The organism is Streptomyces sp. NPDC006384, from assembly GCF_042870695.1.
GTDB lineage: Bacteria > Actinomycetota > Actinomycetes > Streptomycetales > Streptomycetaceae > Streptomyces.
Genome location: NZ_JBIAHR010000028.1, coordinates 1 through 20,490 on the forward strand (window position 1 = coordinate 1; position 20,490 = coordinate 20,490).

The 20,490-nt window shown below is 74.4% G+C and carries 16 protein-coding genes and 1 rRNA gene; 13 read left to right on the forward strand and 4 right to left on the reverse strand.

Features of this window, described 5'->3' with window-relative positions; genetic code table 11:
- Positions 1-91 (forward strand): 5S ribosomal RNA (gene rrf / locus ACFYOJ_RS30090); the annotation flags it as partial.
- 1,280 nt (positions 92-1,371) lie between these two features.
- The gene (locus ACFYOJ_RS30095) at positions 1,372-2,175 is read left to right on the forward strand and encodes a hypothetical protein (RefSeq protein WP_356556566.1); all 804 of its coding nucleotides are present in this window, start codon (positions 1,372-1,374) and stop codon (positions 2,173-2,175) included.
- 74 nt (positions 2,176-2,249) lie between these two features.
- On the opposite strand, the gene ACFYOJ_RS30100 is transcribed toward ACFYOJ_RS30095, so the two are convergent.
- A complete protein-coding gene (locus tag ACFYOJ_RS30100; RefSeq protein WP_356556560.1) occupies positions 2,250-3,542 on the reverse strand; it encodes a DUF1015 domain-containing protein in 1,293 nt (430 codons plus the stop codon).
- Positions 3,543-3,614: 72 nt separating this feature from the next.
- On the opposite strand from ACFYOJ_RS30100, the gene ACFYOJ_RS30105 reads away from it, so the two are divergent.
- The 4 genes from ACFYOJ_RS30105 to ACFYOJ_RS30120 all read left to right on the forward strand — a co-directional run bounded on the left by ACFYOJ_RS30105 (position 3,615) and on the right by ACFYOJ_RS30120 (position 7,702).
- Entirely contained in the window at positions 3,615-4,646 is a 1,032-nt protein-coding gene (locus ACFYOJ_RS30105) for an HAD-IIA family hydrolase (protein ID WP_356556559.1), read from the forward strand.
- 94 nt (positions 4,647-4,740) lie between these two features.
- Positions 4,741-5,784 (forward strand): iron chelate uptake ABC transporter family permease subunit, encoded by a 1,044-nt coding sequence (locus ACFYOJ_RS30110; protein WP_356556558.1) that lies wholly within the window; start codon positions 4,741-4,743, stop codon positions 5,782-5,784.
- Positions 5,781-6,818 (forward strand): iron chelate uptake ABC transporter family permease subunit, encoded by a 1,038-nt coding sequence (locus ACFYOJ_RS30115; protein ID WP_356556557.1) that lies wholly within the window; start codon positions 5,781-5,783, stop codon positions 6,816-6,818. Before ACFYOJ_RS30110 ends, ACFYOJ_RS30115 begins: the two co-directional genes overlap by 4 nt.
- On the forward strand, positions 6,815-7,702 hold the full coding sequence (locus ACFYOJ_RS30120; protein ID WP_356556556.1) for an ABC transporter ATP-binding protein: 888 nt from the start codon (positions 6,815-6,817) through the stop codon (positions 7,700-7,702). Before ACFYOJ_RS30115 ends, ACFYOJ_RS30120 begins: the two co-directional genes overlap by 4 nt.
- A 105-nt stretch (positions 7,703-7,807) precedes the next feature.
- Here the strand turns inward: ACFYOJ_RS30120 and ACFYOJ_RS30125 are convergent, their stop codons facing one another.
- Positions 7,808-8,155, reverse strand: a complete 348-nt coding sequence (locus tag ACFYOJ_RS30125; RefSeq protein WP_356556555.1) for an SCP2 sterol-binding domain-containing protein — start codon at positions 8,153-8,155, stop codon at positions 7,808-7,810.
- Positions 8,156-8,197: 42 nt separating this feature from the next.
- Here ACFYOJ_RS30125 and ACFYOJ_RS30130 point away from each other — a divergent pair, with 42 nt between their 5' ends.
- The 7 genes from ACFYOJ_RS30130 to ACFYOJ_RS30160 all read left to right on the forward strand — a co-directional run bounded on the left by ACFYOJ_RS30130 (position 8,198) and on the right by ACFYOJ_RS30160 (position 16,579).
- Entirely contained in the window at positions 8,198-8,548 is a 351-nt protein-coding gene (locus tag ACFYOJ_RS30130; protein ID WP_356556554.1) for a hypothetical protein, read from the forward strand.
- 7 nt (positions 8,549-8,555) lie between these two features.
- A complete protein-coding gene (locus ACFYOJ_RS30135) occupies positions 8,556-9,371 on the forward strand; it encodes a hemolysin (RefSeq protein ID WP_356556553.1) in 816 nt (271 codons plus the stop codon).
- Positions 9,368-10,273 carry an NAD kinase gene (locus ACFYOJ_RS30140; RefSeq protein WP_356556552.1) on the forward strand — a complete coding sequence of 302 codons (906 nt, stop codon included), beginning with the start codon at positions 9,368-9,370 and terminating at the stop codon, positions 10,271-10,273. The genes ACFYOJ_RS30135 and ACFYOJ_RS30140 overlap by 4 nt, the downstream gene beginning before the upstream one ends.
- A 126-nt stretch (positions 10,274-10,399) precedes the next feature.
- Positions 10,400-12,142 carry a DNA repair protein RecN gene (recN, locus tag ACFYOJ_RS30145; protein ID WP_356556551.1) on the forward strand — a complete coding sequence of 581 codons (1,743 nt, stop codon included), beginning with the start codon at positions 10,400-10,402 and terminating at the stop codon, positions 12,140-12,142.
- Positions 12,143-12,359: 217 nt separating this feature from the next.
- Positions 12,360-14,021 carry a GAF domain-containing SpoIIE family protein phosphatase gene (locus tag ACFYOJ_RS30150; RefSeq protein ID WP_356556550.1) on the forward strand — a complete coding sequence of 554 codons (1,662 nt, stop codon included), beginning with the start codon at positions 12,360-12,362 and terminating at the stop codon, positions 14,019-14,021.
- The gene (locus ACFYOJ_RS30155) at positions 14,018-15,124 is read left to right on the forward strand and encodes a B12-binding domain-containing protein (protein WP_388598267.1); all 1,107 of its coding nucleotides are present in this window, start codon (positions 14,018-14,020) and stop codon (positions 15,122-15,124) included. The genes ACFYOJ_RS30150 and ACFYOJ_RS30155 overlap by 4 nt, the downstream gene beginning before the upstream one ends.
- A gap of 306 nt (positions 15,125-15,430) precedes the next feature.
- Positions 15,431-16,579, forward strand: a complete 1,149-nt coding sequence (locus tag ACFYOJ_RS30160) for a glycosyltransferase family 4 protein (RefSeq protein ID WP_356556549.1) — start codon at positions 15,431-15,433, stop codon at positions 16,577-16,579.
- Between the two features lie 10 nt (positions 16,580-16,589).
- On the opposite strand, the gene ACFYOJ_RS30165 is transcribed toward ACFYOJ_RS30160, so the two are convergent.
- Entirely contained in the window at positions 16,590-18,221 is a 1,632-nt protein-coding gene (locus ACFYOJ_RS30165; RefSeq protein ID WP_356556548.1) for a PucR family transcriptional regulator, read from the reverse strand.
- Positions 18,222-18,404: 183 nt separating this feature from the next.
- A complete protein-coding gene (locus ACFYOJ_RS30170) occupies positions 18,405-20,207 on the reverse strand; it encodes a glycoside hydrolase family 15 protein (protein ID WP_356556564.1) in 1,803 nt (600 codons plus the stop codon).
- Positions 20,208-20,490: the final 283 nt, after the last annotated feature.

Sequence of the window (20,490 nt, forward strand, 5' to 3'; positions counted from 1 at the left end):
GCCCGGTTACATTCCGAACCCGGAAGCTAAGCCTTACAGCGCCGATGGTACTGCAGGGGGGACCCTGTGGGAGAGTAGGACACCGCCGAACAATCTTTGGAAAGGACCCTTGGTCCCCAGCGTTCAGCTGGGGACCAAGGGTCCTTTCGTTTTTCCAAGGCGCACCGGGTACCCGGCTGCGTGAGAATGACTTTGCGGTACCGAAGACAGGAGTCACCGATGTCCACCAACTCTCCCGAGGATCGACCGGAGCGCGACCAGCGGCGACGGGACGGTGGGGACCGTGGTGACCGGAGTGGTCAGCGCGGTGACCGTGGCGGTTTCCGTCGCGACAACGACCGCGGTGGCTTCCGTCGCGACGACCGCCGTGACGACAGCCGTGGTGGCGGGTACGGGCGTCGTGACGACCGGGATCGTGGCGGCGACCGCCCCTCATTCCGCCGTGACGACCGCGGGGAGCGCCCCTCCTTCCGTCGTGACGAGCGTCCCCCCTTCCGTCGCGACGACCGCAGGGACGACCGCGGTGGCGACCGTCCGTCTTTCCGCCGCGACGACCGTGGTGACCGCCGGGACGACCGCGGTGGCTTCGGCCGGCGGGACGACAACCGCGGTGAGGACCGCAGCGGGCAGCGCGGTGGCTTCCGTCGCGACGATCGCCGTGACGACAGCCGTGGTGGCGGGTACGGGCGTCGTGACGACCGTGACCGTGGGCCGCGTCGTGACGACCGGGATCGTGGCGGTGACCGCCCCTCTTTCCGCCGTGACGACCGTGGTGACCGTCCTTCGTTCCGGCGTGATGACCGCAGGGACGACCGTCGTGACGACCGCGGTGGTGACCGCCCGGCCTTCCGCCGCGACGACCGCAGGGACGACCGCCCGTCCTTCCGCCGTGATGACCGCGGTGGTGACCGCCCGGCCTTCCGCCGCGACGACCGCAGGGACGACCGCCCGTCCTTCCGCCGTGATGACCGCGGTGGGGATCGCCCGTCGTTCCGGCGCGACGATCGCCGTGATGACCGTGGTGACCGTCCTTCGTTCCGGCGTGATGACCGCAGGGACGACCGGCGTGACGAGCGCGGTGGCGAGCGTCCCCCCTTCCGCCGCGACGACCGTGGTGATCGCCGGGACGATCGGGGCGGCTTCGGCCGGAGGGACGACGACCGTGGTGGTTACCGTCGCGACGACAGCCGCGGTGGGGACCGTGGCGGTGACCGCGGTGGATACCGCGGGCGGGACGACCGCGGAGGACGCGGTCCCCGTCGGGACGACCGCGGCGGTCGTCCGGGCGGCTTCCGTGGACGGGACGACCGGCAGGGTGGCGGGGGCCGTTTCCGCGACGAGCGTGACCGCGACCGGGAGCCGATCAAGCGGCTGCCGATTCCCGAGGACGTCACCGGTGACGAGATCGACAAGGACGTCAAGCAGGAGCTGCAGAGCCTGCCCAAGACCCTCGCGGAGGACGTCGCCAGGAACCTGGTGATGGTCGCCCGGCTCATCGACGAGGACCCCGAGGCCGCGTACGGCTACTCCAAGGTGGCCCTCCGTCTGGCGTCGCGTGTCGCCGCCGTACGCGAGGCGGGCGGGTTCGCCGCGTACGCCAACCAGAAGTACGCGGAGGCGCTGGCCGAGTTCCGGGCCGCCCGGCGGATGACCGGCTCCGTGGAGCTGTGGCCCGTGATGGCCGACTGCGAGCGCGGGCTCGGACGGCCGGAGAAGGCGCTGGACATGGCCGGTGCCCCCGAGGTGCAGAAGCTGGACAAGGCCGGACAGGTCGAGATGCGGCTCGTGGCCGCCGGCGCCCGTCGCGACATGGGGCAGCTGGACGCGGCCATCGTGACCCTGCAGAGTCCCGAGCTGGCCTCCAACTCCGTGCAGCCCTGGACCGCGCGGCTGCGGTACGCCTACGCCGACGCGCTGCTGGCCGCCGGCCGTGAGGGCGAGGCACGGGAGTGGTTCGCCAAGGCCGTGGAATCGGACCGGGACGGCAGCACCGACGCCTCCGACCGCCTCGCCGCACTGGACGGGGTGGAGTTCGTGGACGCCCTGGACGAGCACCAGGACGAGGACGAGCACGAGAACCACCTGGACGACCCGGCCGCCGAGGCCGCCGAAACCGACAAGGTCCGTGAGGACCACGACGAGCGGGACGACCGCGAGAGCGGCGACCGGGAGTGACGCCGGCGACGGCATGACAACGGCATGACGAAGGGGCGGGACCGCACACGGTCCCGCCCCTTCGTCATGTCCCGTCACAGATCCAGCGCGCGCAGCACCAGGCCGGAGGCCGGCTTCGGACCGAACGACGTCGACTTGCGGGGCATCGTGACGCCCTGCCGGGCCAGGTCGCGGACGACCTCCTCGCGCACGGGATGCATCAGCACGGCCGTACCGCCGTCGCGTTCCGCCTTCCCGACCGTGGCCGCCGCGTCGTGGATGTACGAGACGTGCGCCGCGGAGTCCTCGGGGACGTGCCAGACGTGGGCGAGGAGCGTGGCGTGCAGGACGGTGGCGTCCAGGGTGCGCCAGGCCTCGGGCCGGCCGGCGGGAACCGTACGGGCCAGCAGACCGGGGTCCGGACGGTCGACGAGGTGGAAGGCGCCGTCGCCCGCGAGCAGGAACGCGTTGCCCGCACCTGCCGCCTCCGCCAGGGCGTCCAGGGCCTCGGGCAGGGGCGCCTCCAGGCGCCGGACGCGGAAGCGGCCGTCCAGGGCCGCCACCGCGTCGCTCACCGGCAGGCCGTGCAGCAGCCGGTGGATGGCGCGCACCCGCAGCGGATAACGGGCCGTGTCGACCAGGAGGACGAGGCCGTGGTCCCAGGGGCCGGGGGAGGGGTGCTCCTCGCGGAGCCTGCGGTAGGTGGCCCAGCGGTGGTGGCCGTCGGCGATCAGTGCCTGGTGCCCCGCGAGCTCGGCCCGGACCCGGGCCACGGCGCCGGGATCGGTGAGCGACCACAGACGGTGGCGGAAACCGTCCTCCGTGGTCGTCGCGAGGAGCGGCGGCCGCTCGGCGGTGCGTTCCACGACGGCGGCCGTCGCCGCCGTCGTGCCGTCGCCCCGGTAGGTCAGCAGGAGCGGCTCGAGATTCGCCGAGGTGGCCCGCATCAGCGCCGCGCGGTCGGCGACGACGTGCGGCATGACGTCCTCGTGCGGCAGCACGACCCGCTCCGACGGGTCGGACACCCGCAGGGCGCCGATGATGCCGCGTTGCAGCAGACCGGAACCGTCGCGCTGCTCGTACACGTACAGGCCCGGTTCCGCGTCTGCGGTCAGGACGCCCTCGGCGCGCCAGCGGCGCAGCGTGTCGGCGGCCTGAGCGTTGCGGGCCTCCGGCGTGGCGGCCTGGGGCAGGATCAGCCGGACGATGTTGTGGGGGTCGGCGGACTCGAGATGGAGCAGACCGTCGGGGCGGACCACGACGTCGTACGGAGGGGAGGTCACGGCGGCCAGGCTGCCGACCCGGTCGGGGTCGTAACGGAGACCTCGGAACGGGGTGAGTTCCAGGCCCCGGTGCACCGTTGCTTCCGGGTGACCCGCAGTATTCATCCCGGCATCGTACGACTGTCGGTGGCATGGGGGATGATCGGGAGAAAGGCGTCTGAAGAGGAGCGATGCGCAATGAGCCGGAGCGTCAGGACGAGGCCCGACGGCAGCGGCCGGGGCCTGAGCGAGGCGTACGACACGGCGCTGCTGGACCTGGACGGCGTGGTGTACGCCGGGGGGAAGGCGATCGCGCACGCCGTGGACTCCCTCGCCGAGGCCCGGTCGGGAGGGATGCGCCTGGCGTACGTCACCAACAACGCGCTCCGGACCCCCGACGCGGTCGCCGCGCACCTGACCGAGCTGGGCATACCGACGGAGGCGGACGACGTCATCACGTCGGCGCAGGCGGTGGCCCGGCTGATCGCCGGCCAGGTGCCCGCGGGCGCGCGGGTGCTGGTGATCGGCGGCGAAGGGCTGCGCGTCGCGCTGCGCGAGCACGGACTCGTGCCGGTCGAGTCGGCGGAGGACGATCCGGCGGCCGTGGTCCAGGGATTCGGCGGGCCCGAGCTGCCCTGGGGGCGGTTCGCCGAGGCGTCCTACGCGATCGCGCGCGGAGTGCCGTGGTACGCGTCCAACACCGACCTGACGATCCCGGGCGCCCGGGGCATCGCGCCGGGCAACGGGGCGGCCGTCGAGGTCGTGCGGATCGCCACCGGCGCCGAGCCGCAGGTCGCGGGGAAGCCGCTGCCCCCCATGCACCGGGAGACGATCCTGCGCACCGGCGCGCAGCGGCCCCTGGTGGTCGGGGACCGGCTGGACACGGACATCGAGGGAGCGTTCAACGGGAATGTCGACTCACTGCTCGTCCTGACCGGCGTCACCGACGGCGCCCGGCTGCTCGCCGCGCCCCCGCAGCACCGGCCGACGTACGTCGACGCCGACCTGCGCGGGCTGCTCACCGGGCAGCCGGAGGTGACGGGCGACGAGAACGGCGGATTCCGCTGCGGTGGCTGGACGGCGACCGCGGGCGGCGGGCGGCTGGAGCTGGAGGGCGACGGCGAGGCGCTCGACGGGCTGCGCGCGCTGTGCGCCGCGGCGTGGACGGCGGGCGGGGAGAGCGGATGCGACCTGGACGCGGAAAAGCCGCTGGCGCGCCTGGGGTTGTGACCCCGGGAGGGAGGGTGAGAGGCCCGGTGCCCGGTGGTGCGTCGCAGCCGTCCCGGGGATCGTGAACGATCGGAGGGTAGGCTAACCTAACTGCGTGTTGGTCGACAGTCCCCCCGAACAGCGCGCGGAGACCGCTCCCGCGCCCCCGAAGCGTCGCGTGCTCCGCGCCGTCGGGCTGCCCGTCTCCGCGGTGATCCTCGTCCTGATCGCGGTGGCGAGCCTCGCGGTCGGAGCGAAGGACCTCTCCCTGGCACAGGTCTGGCACGGCCTGTTCCAGGACTCGGGCAGCTACGGCGACATCGTGGTGAACGAGCGGCTCTCACGGACCGTGCTCGGCCTGCTGGCGGGTGCCGCGCTCGGCCTCGCCGGGGCCGTGCTCCAGGCGCTCACCCGCAACCCGCTGGCCGACCCCGGCCTGCTCGGCATCAACGCGGGCGCCTCCGCGGCCGTCGTCACGGCCATCACCTTCTTCGGCGTCACCTCGCTGACCGGATACGTCTGGTTCGCCTTCCTCGGCGCGGCCGGCGTCGGCGCGCTGGTCTGGTTCCTGGGCGGCAGCCGGGGAGCCACACCGGTACGGCTGGTGCTGGCCGGCACCGCGATCAGCGCGGCGCTCTTCGGCTACCTCCAGGCCGTCATGATCATGGACGACGCGGCGCTCGGCCGGATGCGTTTCTGGACGGTCGGCTCGCTGGCCTCGGCGACCAACGGGACCATCAAGGAGGTCCTGCCCTTCTTCGCCGTCGGCACGGTGCTCGCCCTCGCGCTCGCCCGGCCGCTCAACGCCATGGAGATGGGCGACGACACCGCCCAGGCCCTCGGCGCCAACCTGAACCGCACCCGGGCGCTGTCCATGCTCGCCGCGACCGTGCTGTGCGGGGCCGCGACCGCCGCCTGCGGGCCGATCGTGTTCGTCGGCCTGATGGTCCCGCACATCGTCCGCTCCTTCACCGGGCCGGACCTGCGCTGGATCCTGCCGTACGCGGCGGTCCTGTCGCCCGTGCTGCTGCTCGGCGCGGACGTCCTCGGCCGGATCGTCGCCCGGCCCGCGGAGCTCCAGGTCGGCATCGTCACCGCCGTCCTCGGCGGTCCGGTCTTCATCTTTCTCGTACGACGGCGGAGGACGGCCCAGCTGTGAAGACCAACCGTGCTGTACGGAGTCCGGGCGGACTCTCGCTGCGTGTCGACGTCCGCGCCGCGGTCGTCGTCTCTCTGCTGCTGGTCGTCGCGCTCGCCGCGAGCGTCGTCCTGATCGGGACCGGGGACTTCGCGATACCGGCCGGGGACGTGCTGAAGACCCTGGCCGGCAACGGGGACCCCGGCCAGGAGTTCATTGTCAACGAACTGCGGCTGCCGCGGGTCCTGGTCGGGCTGCTGGTCGGCGCGGCGCTCGGGCTGGGCGGCGCGCTCTTCCAGACCATCTCGCGCAACCCGCTGGGCAGCCCGGACGTGCTCGGTCTCGGCCAGGGCGCCACGGCCGGCGCCCTCGTGATGATCGTCCTGTTCTCCGGGTCCGCGGCCCAGGTCACCTTGGGCGCGCTCGCCGGCGGTCTGGTGACCGGCTTCGCCATCTACGTGCTCGCCTGGAAGCGGGGCGTGCACGGCTACCGGCTGGTGCTGGTCGGCATCGGCATGTCGGCGATCGTCACGGCGGTCAACGGCTATCTGATGACCCGGGCCGACATCGTCGACGCCGCCCGGGCCGTCGTCTGGATGACCGGGTCGCTCGACGGCCGTGACTGGGCCCAGGTGTGGCCCCTGCTGGCACTGTGCGCGGTGCTCGTGCCGCTCGTCCTCGCCAACGGCCGGGCGCTGCGGATGATGGAGATGGGCGACGACATCTCGTACGCCCTCGGGGTGCGCGTCGAGCGCGTACGGATGCTGCTGCTGGTGGCCGCCGTGCTGCTCACCGCCGTCGCGACCGCCGCCGCCGGACCGGTCAGCTTCGTCGCGCTCACCGCGCCGCAGCTCGCCCGGCGCCTGACCCGCTCGCCCGGCCCCAACCTGGCGGCGTCGCTGTGCATGGGCGCCGCCCTGCTGGTCGGCGCCGACCTGGTCTCGCAGCGGGCCTTCGGCGCCGACCAGCTGCCCGTCGGAGTGGTCACCGGTGTCGTCGGCGGTGTCTACCTGCTGTGGCTGCTGGTCACCGAACGCAGGGCGGGCCGGATATGACCGCCGGCCCCACCGCCGCGAGCGGGCTGAACAACCGAAGGAGCATCGTGAACCGTCTGTCCGCCGAGAACGTCACCCTCGCCTACGACCAGCGCGTCATCGCCGAGCAGCTGTCGGTGGAGATACCCGACAACTCCTTCACGGTGATCGTCGGCCCGAACGCCTGCGGCAAGTCGACCCTGCTGCGCGCCCTGTCGCGGATGCTCAGGCCGAGCCGGGGCCGGGTGCTCCTCGACGGCTCGGTCATCCAGTCGATGCCCGCCAAGCAGGTCGCGCGGACCCTCGGCCTGCTGCCGCAGTCGTCCATCGCCCCCGACGGCATCACCGTCGGCGACCTGGTGGGCCGCGGCCGCTACCCGCACCAGGGACTGCTGCGCCAGTGGTCGGCGGAGGACGAGCGCGTCGTCCAGGAGTCCATGGCCCAGACCGGCGTCCTGGAACTCGCCGACCGCTACGTCGACGAACTCTCCGGCGGGCAGCGCCAGCGCGTGTGGATCGCCATGGCCCTCGCCCAGCAGACCCCGCTGCTGCTGCTCGACGAGCCGACGACGTACCTGGACATCCAGCACCAGATCGACGTCCTCGACCTGTGCGCGGAACTCCACGAGACCCAGGGCCGCACCCTGGTGGCCGTCCTGCACGACCTCAACCACGCCGCCCGGTACGCGACCCACCTCATCGCCCTGCGCGGCGGGAAGGTCATCGCCGAGGGGGCGCCGAACGACATCGTCACGGCCGGACTGGTCGAGGAGGTCTTCGGACTGCGCTGCCAGGTCATCGACGACCCGGAGACGGGCACCCCGCTGGTGGTGCCGGCCGCCCGCAAGGCACGCGCCGCGGACGGCGCCGGACGCGAGAAGGTGTCGACGGCGAAGGCGTCCTGAGCCCTGGGACCGAGACCTGGGACCGAGACCTGAGACGGCCGGGGAGAAGCCCGGGGAGGTGCCCGGCGCCCCGGGGACGGGCACGGGAGCGCGACCCGGGAGCGGCTACAGAAGCTTTCTGAGCCGGAACAGGTCGCGCACACCCGCCTCCAGCCTCACCCGGCCCGAGCCCCAGGCCCTGGCGAAGTTCAGCTCGCCGTCGACCAGGGCCACCAGGTCGTCGCCGGTCATCGCCAGCCGGATCTCGGCCTTCTCGCGCGGCGGCCCCTGAAGGGTCTCGCGCACGTCGATCCGGCCGCCCGCCATGCGGCCGGCGAAGGTGACGTCCAGGTCGGTGATGTGACAGCTCACCGAGCGGTCCAGCCCGGCGGCCGCCCGCACGTCCCCGTCGGCGTCACGCATGTTGTCCGAGAGTTTGTCGAGTGCGGCACGGCACTCCTCAGTCGTCGCCATCGGGACCGACCGTACCGCAGCGGTTCGCGGTAGCGTCGGGGCATGAGCGACGCAGCACCGCAGGCCGGGAGCCCGGAGACGGAGGCCGGGGCGGGAGACCCGGAGGCGCGGACCGGATCCGACGCCGCCCCTCCCGCGCCCCTCGGCGTTCCCCGCACCCCCACCGGCGACGCCGGGGTGGACGCGGTGCTGCGGCGCCTGGCCGCCGCCGACCACCTCGCCACGGACGGACACGTCGCGGTGTACGAGGATGTACACCGGGGGCTGCGCGACGCGCTCACCGCGCTCGACGCCCGCCAGGGACCTCCGGTGCCCACCGGTCGCCCGACCACCACCCCTCGACGAGGCGCTTCGGGCCACGAGTCCGATGCGCCGTACGAAAACAGGAGCTGAACCGAACGTGGCAGGAGTCGCACGCCGCCGTCTCGACGCGGAGCTGGTCCGTCGCAAGCTGGCGCGTTCGCGCGAGCACGCGAGCCAGCTGATCGCCGCCGGACGGGTCTCCGTCGGCAAGACCGTCGCGACCAAGCCCGCCACCCAGGTGGAGACCGCCGCCGCGATCGTGGTGAGCGCCGACGACAGCGACCCCGACTACGTCTCGCGCGGCGGCCACAAGCTGGCCGGCGCCCTCGAGGCGTTCGTGCCGCGGGGCCTCGTCGTCGAGGGCCGGCGCGCGCTGGACGCCGGCGCCTCCACCGGCGGCTTCACCGACGTCCTGCTGCGGGCGGGCGCCGCGCACGTCGTCGCGGTGGACGTCGGCTACGGACAACTCGCGTGGTCCCTGCAGCAGGACGAACGCGTCACCGTCAAGGACCGTACGAACGTACGCGAGTTGACGCCGGAGGCGATCGACGGCGAACTCGTGGACCTCGTGGTGGGCGACCTGTCCTTCATCCCGCTCGGACTGGTGCTGCCCGCCCTGGTGCGGTGCACCCGGCCGGACGCCGACCTGGTGATGATGGTCAAGCCGCAGTTCGAGGTGGGCAAGGAGCGGCTGGGCAGCGGGGGAGTGGTGCGCAGCGCCCAGCTGCGGGCCGAGGCGGTGCGGGGCGTGGCCGCCAGGGCGTGGGAACTGGGGCTCGGGGTGAAGGGGGTCACCGCCAGTCCGCTGCCCGGGCCCTCCGGGAACGTCGAGTACTTTCTGTGGCTGCGGGCCGGGGCCGGCGAACTGGACCCGGCCGACGTTGACCGTGCAGTGGCGGAGGGGCCGCGTTGACACAGAACCGAGCTCGTACTGTTTTCCTGCTCGCCCACACCGGGCGGCCCGCGGCCATCCGCAGTGCCGAGCTCGTGGTGAAGGGATTGCTGCGCGCCGGTCTCGGCGTGCGCGTCCTGGAGGCCGAGGCGCGCGACCTGCCGCTGCCGGGCGAGGTGGAACTCGTCGCGGAGGCCACCCCGCAGTGCCTCGACGGGTGCGAACTGCTCATCGTGCTGGGCGGTGACGGGACGCTGCTGCGCGGCGCCGAGTTCGCCCGCGCCTCCGGGGTGCCGATGCTCGGCGTCAACCTCGGCCGGGTCGGTTTCCTCGCCGAGGCCGAGCGGGACGACCTCGACAAGGTCGTCGACCGGGTGGTCAACCGGGCGTACGAGGTCGAGGAGCGGATGACCGTCGACGTCGTCGTGCACCGCAACGGCGACATCGTGCACACCGACTGGGCGCTGAACGAGGCGGCCGTGCAGAAGGCCGGCGCCGAGAAGCTGCTGGAGGTCGTGCTGGAGATCGACGGGCGGCCGGTGACCGGCTTCGGCTGCGACGGCATCGTGCTGTCGACGCCGACCGGATCGACGGCGTACGCCTTCTCGGCCGGGGGGCCGGTGGTGTGGCCCGAGGTCGAGGCGCTGCTGATGGTGCCGATCAGCGCGCACGCGCTGTTCGCGAAACCGCTGGTGACCTCGCCGGACTCGGTGCTCGCGGTGGAGGTGCTGCCGCACATCCCGCCCGGGGTGCTGTGGTGCGACGGGCGGCGGACGGTGGAGCTGCCGCCCGGGGCGCGGGTGGAGGTGCGGCGGGGGGCGGTGCCGGTGCGGCTGGCCCGGCTGCACCACGCGTCGTTCACCGACCGACTGGTGGCGAAGTTCGCGCTGCCGGTGTCCGGGTGGCGCGGGGCACCGCACTAGGCCCGGCGCGGCGCCCCCGCGGCGGCGGGGAGCAACGCCCGTGCAACGAGCGATCCGTCCGCGGGTGACGGCCTGCGGCTGCCCCGGTCGAGTGGGGTGCGTCGCACGGCGAGGGCGAAACCTCGTATGGTCGGGTGCGTGCTTGAGGAGATGCGGATACGGTCGCTGGGAGTCATCGACGACGCCGTGGTCGAGCTGTCCCCCGGATTCACCGCCGTCACCGGTGAGACGGGTGCGGGCAAGACCATGGTGGTCACCAGCCTGGGGCTGCTCCTGGGCGGACGGGCGGACGCGGCGCTGGTGAGGATCGGGGCCAGGAACGCGGTCGTCGAGGGGCGGATCGCCGTGCCCGAGGACGCCGCGGCGGCGGTACGGGCCGAGGAGGCCGGGGCCGAGCTGGACGACGGAGCCCTGCTGATCAGTCGTACCGTTTCCGCCGAAGGGCGCTCGCGGGCGCATCTGGGCGGGCGGTCCGTGCCCGTCGGGATGCTCGCCGAGCTCGCCGACGAACTGGTGGCCGTGCACGGGCAGACCGACCAGCAGGGGCTGCTGAAGCAGTCCCGGCAGCGGCAGGCGCTGGACCGGTACGCGGGTGACGCGGTCGCCGTGCCGCTCGCCAAGTACACCGAGGCGTACCATCGGCTGCGGACCGTCATCGCGGAGCTGGAGGAGATCACCACGCGGGCGCGCGAGCGCGCCCAGGAAGCCGACCTGCTCCGCTACGGCCTCGACGAGATCGCGGCCGTCGAACCGCGCGCCGGCGAGGACGCGGAACTGGCGGAGGAGGCGGAACGTCTGGGGAACGCCGAGGCCCTCGCCTCGGCCGCGACGGCCGCGCACGCCGCACTGGCGGGCAACCCCGAGGACCCGGAGGGCATGGACGCGGCGACGCTCGTCGCGGGCGCGCAACGGGCACTGGACGCCGTGCGGTCGCACGACCCGGCGCTGGCCGCGCTCGCCGAGCGGATCGGCGAGGTCGGGATCCTGCTGCGGGACGTGGCCGGGGAGCTGGCCGGGTACGCCGACGACCTGGACGCCGACCCGCTGCGGCTGGCGGCGGTCGAGGAACGGCGGGCCGCGCTCACGGCGCTCACCCGCAAGTACGGCGAGGACGTCGCCGAGGTGCTGGCCTGGGCCGAGCGGAGCGCGGCACGGCTGACCGAGCTGGACGGCGACGACGAGCGGATCGGCGAGCTCACCGCCGAACGGGACGCCCTGCGGGCGGAACTGGGCGGGCTGGCGCAGGCCCTGACCGACGCGCGGACGGAGGCCGCCGAGCGGTTCGCCGCCGCGGTCACCGCCGAGCTGGCCTCGCTCGCCATGCCGCACGCGCGCGTGTCGTTCGCCGTCCGGCAGACCGAGGACCCCGAGGGCGTGGAGGTCGGCGGGCGTACGGTCGCGTACGGGCCGTCGGGCGCCGACGATGTGGAGCTGCTGCTCGCCCCGCACCCGGGCGCGCCGCCGCGGCCCATCGCCAAGGGCGCCTCCGGCGGTGAGCTGTCGCGGGTGATGCTGGCCGTGGAGGTCGTGTTCGCGGGCACCGACCCGGTGCCGACCTACCTCTTCGACGAGGTCGACGCCGGCGTCGGCGGCAAGGCCGCGGTGGAGATCGGACGGCGCCTGGCGCGGCTCGCGAAGACCGCGCAGGTCGTCGTGGTCACGCATCTGCCGCAGGTGGCCGCGTTCGCCGACCGGCAGCTGCTGGTGGAGAAGACCAGCGACGGCTCGGTCACCCGCTCCGGTGTGAAGGTCCTCGAGGGCGAGGAGCGGATCCGGGAGCTGTCCCGGATGCTCGCGGGCCAGGAGGACTCGGAGACGGCCCGCGCCCACGCGGAGGAACTGCTGGCGACGGCCCGGGCGGACGCGTGACCGGAACCCCGGGTTTCCCGGGGGTCCCCGGGAAACCCGTACCCCCCGGGACGCGGACCCCGGACCGGCCGGGACGGGGCGACGGCGGTCCGGCCGTGAGGCACGTCTCGTCCCGGGCGGGGAAGATGGCTTGGTGGAAGCGGTCCCCTTGGGCCAAGGTGGACGGAACGTGTCTGTCGGGGAAGGTGATGAGACCCGTCGCGTGCGGTCTCCGGTTATGACGGTATTCGAAGGCGCCTCGGCGCAGCCGCACGGTACGTCCCCGGGCATCGGCGCCGCGTGGCTGGGCGCGCCGTACCCGGTCGTCGTCGCGGACGCCGGCGGTGTGATCGTGGAGGTCAACACCGCCGCGGCCGCCCTGTTCCCGGGGGCGGCCGGCGGGACGCCGCTGGCCGACGTGGCACCGCCCTGGCTCGCCGGCGCCCACCGGCGCGCGGCCGGAGGAGCGCCGGGCCCTCCGGCACGTCCGGTCACCGGCCGGCACCGGGGCGCGACGCTGACGGCACACCCCACCCCGGGAGCGGACGGCAACGTGGTGTGGTGGCTGGTCGACGACACCGGCCGGCTGTCGGCCGAGGACGAACTGCGCGTCGAACGGCAGCGGACCGCCTTCCTCGCCGAGACCTCCACCCGGCTGCTGGCGTCGCTGAACGTCCAGCGGTGCATGGACGTCACCGTCCGGCTGGCGGCCGAGCACCTGGCCGACGCCGCCCTCGTGCTGGCCCCTGCGAGCGGCGGCCGGCACCCCCTCGCCGGCAGCGTGGGCGGCGGCGCGCCCTGGCACGACACCGTCCGGATCGACCCGTCGGCGATGCCGGGCCTCGGCGAGGCGCTCCAGGGCTTCCCGCCGGTGCCGTCGAGGTGGATCGACCCCTCGGCCCTGCCGGCCTGGGCGCTGCCCGACGGCTTCGACGGCCCGGTGGGGTCGGTCGCGGTCTGTCCGCTGCCGGGGCACGGCGTGCCCGCCGGGGCGCTGATCCTGCTGCGCCGCAGCGACAGGGCGGCGTTCGACGCCTCCGAGGAGGTCTTCGCCCGCCTGTTCGCCGCCCGGGCCGGATCCGCGCTCTCGGCGGCCCGGCTGTACTCGGAGCAGGCGGGCATCACCGCCACCCTCATGGCCGACCTGCTGCCGCCCGTGCTGCGGCAGGTGCACGGCGTGGAGTTCGCCGGCGGCTACCGTGCCTCGCAGGACACCGAGCGGATCGGCGGCGACTTCTACGACGTCCACCCCGCGGCCGATCCCGGCAAGGAGACGCTCGCCGTCCTCGGCGACGTGTGCGGCAAGGGACTGGAGGCCGCCGTCCTCACCGGCAAGATACGCAACACGCTCCACGCGCTGCTGCCCCTGGCGGACGACCACGAGAACATGCTGAGCCTCCTCAACGGCGCCCTCCTCGGCAGCCGCCACACACGGTTCGCGACCCTCGTGCTGGCCTCGGTCCTCCGTCGCGGCGGCCGGGTGCGCCTGCGGCTGACCAGCGCCGGTCACGCGCCGCCGCTGATCGTGCGGCACGACGGAAGCGTCGAGGAGGCCGACACGTCCGGCACCCTCATCGGGGTCCTGCCCCGGATCCAGGCGCGCACCGCGCACGTCGACCTGGCACCGGGAGAGACGTGCCTGATGTACACCGACGGCGTCACTGAGGCCAGGGGCGGCCCGCTGGGGGACGTCATGCTCGGGGAGGAACGCCTGCGGGCGGCCGTGGCCGACTGCGCCGGGATGCCCGCCGAAGCCGTCGTCGAACGCGTCCAGCTGCTCGCCGCCGAGTGGATCGGCGCCGGCCGGCACGACGACATCGCCCTGCTGGCGATCACCGCGCCCCGGTCGCTCCGCCCGGCACCGGCGGACGGCCGCGCACCGCAGGGGTGCACGACGTGATCGCCGCCGACACCGGAGTCACGCAGGGGGACCGGACGCCCCGGCCCTTCGCGGAACTGCGCGCCGCGCTGTGGCGGGCGGTGACGGACCGGGACGAACGCGCGGCCGGCCGCGTCGTGCTCGGGGCGCTGGACGACGGCCTGACCACCGAGGAGGTGCTGCTCGACGTCATCGTGCCGGTGCAGGTGAAGGTGGGCGCGGAGTGGGCCGCCGGACGTATCGGCGTGGCACAGGAGCACGCGGCCACCGCGATCCACGACCGGATCATCGCCGCCATGGCCCACCGGGACACCGTGCCGGCCGGGACCGCGTCGGCCGGCACCGCGCCGGGCGCGGCCCGCACCGTGACCGTCGCCTGCGTCGACGGGGAGTGGCACGCCCTGCCCGCACGGATACTCGCCGAGGTGCTGCGGGGCCGCGGACACGACGTCGACTTCCTCGGCGCCCAGGTGCCCACCCCGCACCTGGTGGAGCACGTGCACCGGACCGCCCCCGACGTCCTGGCCCTCTCCTCGTCGCTCCCCACCCGGCTTCCCGGCGCGCACGCGGCCGTCACCGCCGTCCAGGCCGCCGGGACCCCCGTCCTCGTCGGCGGTGCCGCCTTCGGCGCGGACGGCCGCCACGCCCGTCTGCTGGGCGCGGACGCCTGGGCCCCGGACGCCCGCGCCGCCGCCGGAGTCCTGGAGGGCGGCCTTCCCCGCCTCCGCGCCGGCGCCGCGCACACGCCGGCCGACGACCTGCCGCACCTGGCCGACCAGGAGTACACGATCGTCGTCGGCACCAAGGCGCGGCTGGTCAGGAACACCCTGGCCGGCATCGAGGAGCGCCTGCCGGCGATGCGGTCCTACACGGACGCCCAGCGGGACCGCACCGCCGAGGACGTGGCCCACGTCGTCGACTTCCTGGCCGCCGCCCTCTACGTCGACGACACGCGGCTGTTCACCGACTTCCTGGAGTGGACCGCCGGCATCCTCCACGTCCGGGGCGTCCCCGCCACCGTCCTGCTCCCCGCGCTGACCGGTCTCGCGGCGCAACTCAAGGACTTCCCCCGCGCCCTGCGCCTGCTGGAACGGGGGCGGGTCGCGCTCGCCGCCCGGCCGTGACCGCACGGGCCGGCCCGAAGACGCCGGTCCGGAGGCGCCGCGGGGGCCGTAGGGTGGCCGGATGATCAGCCGCAGCCACCGGCCCGGGGCACCCTCCGCCCCGGTACGTCACTCGTGGGGGTGAACCGGTCGTCTCCCGTTGCCCCGCGGACGCGTCCCCGTGAACGGAACCGTTGCCGGAACATCCGTACGTGCTGGCATCCTTGGCGGGGCGTCGCACCGGAACCGGGCGGCGTGCCCCGCCCGTACCGTCCTTCTGTACGTTCTTCGTGACCGTCCCCCGCCGAACCAGGAGTCCCGGGACACGTGACCCCCGTGAGCAGCCACTCACCGCTCGGCCGGCCGCCGCTGCGCACCGTGCAGGTGCTGGGCGGAGGCGACGCCGGCAGCAGCGCGCACGTGCGCTCGCTGGCCGCGGGGCTCGTCGCACGGGGCGTGCAGGTCACGGTGTGCGCCCCCGCCGAGGCGGAACGCGTCTACGACTTCACCGGCGCCGGAGCCGACCACGTGCACGTGCCGCGCAGCAGCGGCCCCGTCTCCGTGGCGGCGCTGCGCGCGGTGTGCGCCGACGCCGATCTGGTGCACGCGCACGGACTGCACGCCTCCTTCCGCGCGGCGCTGGCTCTCGCCGGACGCCGGGCGGGCACCCCGTTCGTCGTCACCTGGCACGACCGGGTCCACGCCGAAGGAGCGCGCGCCCAGCTGCTGCGGGTGCTGGAGCGGCGGGTGATGCGGGCCGCCACCGTGGTGCTCGGCGCGACCTCGGACCTGGTCGACCGGGCCCGGCTGACCGGCGCGCGGGACGCCCGGCTCGGCCCCGTCGCCCTCCCCGGCCGGACCCGGCGGGCCGCCGGGCCGGAGGAACCCGACCGGACGCGCCCGAAGATCCGGGCCGAACTCGGCGCCGTCGGACGCCCGTTGCTGATCGCGGTCGGCTCCCTGGAACCGCACCGCGGGTACGACGTCCTGCTCGATGCCGCACGGGCCTGGCGCCGGCTCGATCCCGTGCCGCTGGTCGTCGTCGCCGGAGAGGGCACACTGCGCGGGGAGCTGCAGCGGCGGATCGAGGAGGAGGAACTGCCGGTGGCGCTCCTCGGCCGCCGCGACGACGTCACCGACCTGCTGACGGCGGCCGACCTCGCGCTGCTGCCGCACCACCGGGGGGCGGGACGCTCCGTCCTCGCGCAGGAGGCCCTCCACGCGAGGCTGCCGCTGGTCGCCGGCGCCACCGGCGGCATCCCCGAACTCGTCGGCGACGCCGCCGAACTCGTCCCGCCCGGGGACGCCGGAGCACTCGCCGATGCCGTCGCCGGGCTGCTCGGCGACGCCGCGCGGCGGGAGGCGCTGCGCGAGGCGGGCGTACGGCAGGCCGCCACCTGGCCGACCGAGGACGAGACCGTCGTCCAGGTCCTCAGCGTCTACGACGAGTTGACCCGGCCCGCACCGCTGCTCTGACCGCCCTCTCCTACGGCACGTGCCGGCGCGCCCGCAGCGCCAGGCTCAGCGCCAGGACGGTGTGCGGGTCGTCGAGGTCCGTGCCCAGCAGCTCCCCGATCCGCGCCAGCCTGTTGTACAGCGTCTGCCGGTTCAGATGGAGCTCCCGTGCCGTCTCCGCCTTGCGGCCCGCGTGCGCCAGATAGCTCTCGAGGGTGGGCAGCAGCGGCGGCCTGGAACGCTTGTCGTGGTCCAGGACGGGCCCGATCGCCCGGCCGACGAACGCCGCCAGGTCAGGGTGGTCGCGCAGCCGCCACAGCAGCAGGTCGATGTCGAGACGCCGGGCGTCGTACCACGGCCGGTCGTCCAGACCCTGCGCCGCGGCCGCCGTCTCCGCCGCGTGCCGCAGACCCGCCGACGCCGCCGCCCAGCCCCCGGCGACCCCGACCACCACGACCGGCGGATGCGCGCCCGGAGGCCGCATCCCGGCCCGCTCGACGCCCGCCCGCAGCGCCGCCGCGACCCGGTCGGCGACCGCCGCCCGCTCGGACTCCGAGCGCAGACCCAGCAGGAGCGGCACCCGGCCCTCCACCGGCCGTACGCCCAGCAGCGATGGCACCCCGACCGACGCCAGCTCCTCGGCGACCGCACGCGCCAGCACCGCCCAGCCGCCGCCGGGGGCGAGGGCGTCGCCGAGCCGCATCACGACGGGCAGCAACGGGCCGGCGCCCGGCTTGAAACCGAGGACCCGGGCCTGCGCCGGGGCGTCCTCCGCCACGATCCGGCCCTCGGCGAGGTCGGTGAGGAAGTCGCCGCGCCCGCGCGCCGCCAGCTCCTCCTCCTGCCGGGCCTGCATCAGCACCACGGCGAGGATGCCGGCCGCCCGCTCCGCCGCCATCCGGTGCACCGGCGCCAGCGCGGACCGTACGGGCAGCAGGACCAGCCGCGCGCGCACCGCCCCGGCGCCGGGGCCGCCGCCGGGGACGTCCACCACGACCGAGCCCGCCGGGGGCGGGACGTCCTTGCGCGGGCCGCGCAGCCCCTCCCACACCTGCAGCGGGTCGGCGCCCTCGGGACCGGAGCCGGCGGCGTAGAGCAGGCGGCCGTCGGCCGTCTCCAGGAAGACCGGGTTGTCGCCGAAGTCGGCGAGGATGCCGAGCACCTGGGGCACCCCGCCGCCGCCCAGGAGGGCCTCGGTGCAGCGGCGGTGCACCTCCTCGGCACGCTGGAGCAGCGCGTAGTGGCCGTTGACGATCTCGGTGTGGATCTCCTCGGTGACCGTCACGAACGGCACCTCGCGGTGCAGCTGGACCAGCGGGAGCCCGGCGGCACGGGCGGTGTCCACGAGGGCGGCCGGCAGGCGCGCGAAGCGCGGGCCGAGCTCCACGACCAGGGCCGCGATGCCGCGCTCGGCGAGTGTGCGCACGAAGGCGCGCTGCTCGGCGGGGCGGGTGCCGAGGCCGTAGCCCGTGGTGAGGAGGAGCTCGCCGCCCTTGAGGAGGGAGGCGATGTTGGGGACCTCGCCGGCGTGCACCCAGCGCACGGTGCGGTGCAGGCGGTCGGCGCAGGCGACGGTCTCCGGGAGGCCGCTGCGCAGGCCGGGGAGGTCCAGGGCGCGCTGCACGGTGATGCCCGTGGGCGGGGGCGCGGCGGGGATGTGCATGCAGCGGACGGTACCCGGGGGTGTGACGGGGGCACAGGTGCGGGCGGTTTCAGGGCGCCCGGGGCGGGTGTGGGCCGGGGGTGGGGCGCTGCCCGGCGTGACGGGGCGCCTCCCCGGAGGGGGAGACACCCCCAGCGCCCACCCGTGCCGCCCCTGGGAGGTACCCCCAGGGGCGGGGCGGGGTCAGCCGCCGTAGGCTCCGCTCGCGGTCAGGCGCAGGGCCGTGTCGATGAGGGGGACGTGGCTGAAGGCCTGGGGGAAGTTGCCGACCTGGCGCTGCAGGCGCGGGTCCCACTCCTCGGCGAGCAGGCCCAGGTCGTTGCGCAGGGACAGCAGCTTCTCGAAGAGCTTGCGCGCCTCGTCCACCCGGCCGATCATCGCCAGATCGTCGGCCATCCAGAACGAGCAGGCCAGGAAGGCGCCCTCGTCGCCCGGCAGGCCGTCGACGCCCTCGTCCTCGCCGTCCGTCGGGTAGCGCAGGATGAAGCCGTCCGACGTGGACAGCTCCCGCTGGATCGCCTCGATGGTGCCGATGACCCGCTTGTCGTCCGGCGGCAGGAAGCCCATCTGCGGGATCAGCAGCAGCGAGGCGTCCAGCTCCCGGGAGCCGTAGGACTGTGTGAAGGTGTTGCGCTCCTCGTCGTAGCCCTTCTCGCACACGTCCCGGTGGATGTCGTCGCGCAGCCGCTTCCAGCGCTCCAGCGGGCCGTCGGCGTCGCCGGACTCGATCAGCTTGATGGTGCGGTCGACGGCGACCCAGGCCATCACCTTGGAGTGCACGAAGTGCCGGCGCGGGCCGCGGACCTCCCAGATGCCCTCGTCCGGCTCCTGCCAGTGGTCCTCCAGGTAGCGGATCAGCTTGAGCTGGAGGACGGAGGCGTAGTCGTTGCGGGCCAGGCCCGTCATGTGGGCCAGGTGCAGGGCCTCGGTGACCTCGCCGTACACGTCCAGCTGGAGCTGGTGGGCGGCGCCGTTGCCGACCCGGACGGGCCCGGAGTTCTCGTAGCCGGGCAGCCAGTCCAGCTCCGCCTCGCCGAGCTCCCGCTCGCCCGCGATGCCGTACATGATCTGCAGGTTCTCCGGGTCGCCGGCGACCGCGCGCAGCAGCCACTCGCGCCAGGCGCGGGCCTCCTCGCGGTAGCCGGTGCGCAGCAGCGAGGAGAGGGTGATCGCCGCGTCGCGCAGCCAGGTGTAGCGGTAGTCCCAGTTGCGGACGCCGCCGATCTCCTCCGGCAGGGAGGTCGTCGGCGCGGCGACGATGCCGCCGGTCGGGGCGTACGTCAGCGCCTTCAGCGTGATCAGGGAGCGGACCACGGCCTCACGGTAGGGGCCGTGGTACGTACAGTGCTCCACCCACTCGCGCCAGAAGTCCTCCGTCGCCGTCAGCGACTGCTCGGGTTCCGGCAGCGGCGGCGGCTGCTTGTGCGAGGGCTCCCAGGAGATGGTGAACGCGATCCGGTCACCCGGGGCGACCGTGAAGTCCGCGTACGTGGTCAGCGCCTTGCCGTAGGTCTCGGCCTCCGTGTCGAACCACACGGAGTCGGGGCCCGCGACGGCCACCGTGCGGCCCTCGTGCTTGTGCACCCACGGCACGACCCGGCCGTAGCTGAACCGCATCCGCAGCTCCGAGCGCATCGGCACCCGGCCCGAGACGCCCTCCACGATCCGGATCAGCTGGGGGGCGCCGTCGCGCGGTGGCATGAAATCGGTCACGCGGACCGTGCCGCGCGGGGTGTCCCACTCGGACTCCAGGATCAGCGAGTCGCCGCGGTAACCGCGCCGGGCCGCCACGGGGGGCTTCGCGCCGGGGGCGTAGGCGGGGCCCACCCGCCAGAAGCCGTGTTCCTCGGTGCCCAGCAGACCGGCGAAGATGGCGTGCGAGTCGAAGCGGGGCAGGCACAGCCAGTCGACCGTCCCGTCCCGGCAGACCAGCGCCGCGGTCTGCATGTCTCCGATGAGTGCGTAGTCTTCGATGCGCCCGGCCACGTGCAACTCCAGTCGAACGGCCACGTCACCCCGCGTGGGGGCGGTCGCCAGTGCGGTCAAGGGGGGTTTGTCGTGCGTCGTTGAGTCATGAAGCAAAGCAGCCGTCCGGCCGTGAAGCCAAACGCGGTGCCGCAGATGACAATTGTCGCTCACCGCACTGAGGAGCTCTCGTTGTTCCGGGACTGGCGGGCGAGGGGTGGTCCCGTGTCGCCGGGCGGGCTCGGCAGCGAGCGTCCGAGCAGGATACGACGCACGCGGATGATCCGTGTGCGTCCCGGGAGAA